Origin of the sequence: Bartonella sp. MU70NMGDW (assembly GCF_042194085.1) — a bacterium.
Classification (GTDB): Bacteria; Pseudomonadota; Alphaproteobacteria; order Rhizobiales; family Rhizobiaceae; genus Bartonella; species Bartonella grahamii.
Genome location: NZ_JBHIMK010000163.1, coordinates 1 through 2,747, shown reverse-complemented (window position 1 = coordinate 2,747; position 2,747 = coordinate 1). Strand labels below are relative to the sequence as shown.

Below are 2,747 nucleotides of genomic sequence, written 5' to 3'. Positions count from 1 at the left end.
TTGAAATCATGATATAAGGGGAAAGCTTCTCATGGTGCCTAAATGGTACCTTATCGTGTGTTAAATGGAAAAATGAGAAGTTCAAATTGATAAGCCTGTCTGAAAAGGAGTGCTGTTTATGTCCTTAAAGATATTGTCTTTATAATGATCACTTACTCAGGTGAAAATTGGAGTTTTGCCAAATAGGCATAGACGCCATTTCTTGCCACAAGTTCTGCATGGGTTTCCTCTTCCACAGGAGCGCCTTTATCCATCACGAGAATACGATCAGCTTTTAAAATTGTTGCCAAACGATGTGCAATTACCAAGGTTGTACGATTTTGCATCAATCCTTCTAAGGCGTCTTGCACCAACTTTTCACTGTTTGCATCTAAAGCAGATGTTGCTTCATAAAGCAGCAATATTTTGATTTATAATAATAATTCACTGTTTTGTATGTTGCATGGGGATCCCGAATATTACAGGATTTTTTCATTTCAAACCTGTTCCGTGTTGAATCAACAAAAACCATGTCTCTTGCACGTTACAAGCGGGGAGAGACCGCGTGAATAAAAAAATATTAAGGAAGGACTTAAAATGTCTATAATAAATCGTCTCAAGTGCCAAGGGCTGTAGCAACACCCATGAGCTGGCAAATATAATGATGGTGCCGACTTGCAGCAACAGGGGTGTATTTCTTAGAATTGACCATACAATACCGATGCGTTGTCTTGTCCCTCAGAAAGCATGGTACCACGTTCTTCTATTCACGTATCCAAGCCAATCTGGTAAAGCTCGAATCAATTCAAGCGTATTAGCCGCTTTAGCGGCGACAAGAATGCTCTCTTCATGGGTATTTTTCAGTTCCAAAAAAAGAAGGATAGTTTGTAATTATTTTATTTCAGGTCGTTATACTCTAAGAGGAAGGATTTATGCTCGTATTTCAAACTGATTTTTAAATTTAAAAACGCAGCCACCAAGATTTATTAGTGCCTAAGATCCTATCTATTTATGTTGGATGCGTTTTTGAATTAATATTTAAAGTGCACTCTTTACAGCATAAAAAAACAATCACTTACAATAGAGCAATCATTTTTTAAAACTTGTGCTCTTTATAATTAGTAATAGGCTTTTACATGCCAATATTACCAAAACGATTTTTGAATTTAGAAAGACGACCGCCACGGTCTACGAGTGTTTGGGAGCCACCTGTCCATGCTGGATGCGTTCTTGGGTCAATATCTAGATTAAGAGTATCGCCTTCTTTTCCCCAAGTAGAGCGCGTTTTATATTGGGTTCCATCCGTCATAACAACGGTAATTGTGTGATAGTTGGGATGAATATTCGCTTTCATGCGTAAAAACCTTTTGCGTTTACAGAATGAAACAGCACTTGCTCGATTTTTTTAAGTGCGCTTCCTTTGTCTTTTTGATACATTGATTAAAGTATTTATTCCTATAGCTGAGCACACATAAAAAAACAAGTGTTCAAGATGCATCATTGTATCAAGTGTTATAAATTCAATATAGTGAGCGAAACCTTATGAATCTCTTTAATCATTCAGAAAAATCTACAAAATCTTCTCCTAGAAAATCTTCATTCTCTTCGCTTGCAATTTTTTTTCCTTATCTTTTGCGCTATCGTTGGTTGTTTATCTTTGCCTTTCTAGCGTTATCTGTTGCGGCTCTTGTCACATTAGCTTTGCCTGTGGCTATCCGCCAAATGTTTGATCATGGGTTTTCTACTTCAAGCCATGGACATATCAATTTTTACTTCGGAATTTTGTTTATCTTAGCCTTGCTTCTCGCATTTGCTTCAGCAGCCCGTTATTATTGTGTTATCACATTAGGAGAGCGGATTGTTGCCGATTTACGGCGTGATGTGTTTATTCATATTATGAAACTTTCTCCTGCTTTTTTTGATCGGTCGCATTCAGGAGAAATTGTTTCAAGGCTTCTAACAGATACAACACAAATAAAATTAGCTGTGGGTTCTACCGCCTCTACTGCTTTGCGTCAGTTGATTATAGTGATCGGAGCCGTCGTGATGATGGTGATTACCAATGCTAAATTGTCTTTGTTGGTTTTGGTTGCTATTCCTGTTGTGGCCATTCCCTTAGTGGTTTTTGGGCGGAAAGTTCGCTCTCGTACACGTGCGGCGCAAGATCGTCTCGCAGATGCCAATGCTGTTGCTACAGAACAGGTGAGTGCTATTCGCACTGTGCAAGCTTTTACCGCAGAAAAACTCGTTGCAACACGTTTTTCACAATTGATAGAACGTGCTTTTCAAACAGCACGTGCTTCCGTGATCCTGCGCTCCTTTTTTACGGGTTTTGCAATTTTTTTGGTTTTTAGCAGTGTGGTTGCTGTTTTATGGATTGGGTCGCGCGATGTTTTAAATGGAACGATGACAGGCGGGACATTAGGGCAATTTGTCCTTTATGCAGTTTTTGGAGCTTCTACTTTTGCGCAATTATCGGAACTGGGGGCAGAGTTAATCCAAGCCGCAGGCGCTGCTGAGCGGCTTTCCGAATTGTTACAAGAACAACCTACTATTGTAGCTCCTAAAAATCCTTTATCATTGGAGCAACCTGTTCGAGGCGAACTTGTTTTTGATCAGGTTGATTTTACCTATCCTTCTAGACCTCAAGAGAAGATTTTACGCTCGCTTTCATTTTCTGTAAAGGCAGGAGAAACGGTTGCTTTTGTTGGGGCTTCCGGAGCAGGAAAAAGCACCATTTTTTCTTTGATCCTTCGTTTTTATGACCC

General features: G+C 39.4%; 2 protein-coding genes and 1 pseudogene. 1 reads left to right on the top strand and 2 read right to left on the bottom strand.

Translation table 11 applies throughout. The annotated features are described in order from the left end of the window. Positions 1-152: 152 nt before the first annotated feature. Both ACFIKE_RS09125 and rpmE read right to left on the bottom strand, forming a co-directional pair. Positions 153-404, bottom strand: a pseudogene (locus tag ACFIKE_RS09125) (ABC transporter); the annotation flags it as partial. 707 nt (positions 405-1,111) lie between these two features. Continuing rightward, positions 1,112-1,333 carry a 50S ribosomal protein L31 gene (rpmE, locus tag ACFIKE_RS09120; protein WP_015856961.1) on the bottom strand — a complete coding sequence of 74 codons (222 nt, stop codon included), beginning with the start codon at positions 1,331-1,333 and terminating at the stop codon, positions 1,112-1,114. Between the two features lie 188 nt (positions 1,334-1,521). Here rpmE and ACFIKE_RS09115 point away from each other — a divergent pair. Next, positions 1,522-2,747: ABC transporter transmembrane domain-containing protein (locus tag ACFIKE_RS09115; protein ID WP_375649462.1), on the top strand; the 1,226-nt coding region annotated here is incomplete at its 3' end.

What these genes read in the sequence shown, in the direction of transcription:
- rpmE (WP_015856961.1), bottom strand. Translation starts at nt 1,333, where the DNA reads ATGAAAGCGAATATTCATCCCAACTATCACACAATTACCGTTGTTATG.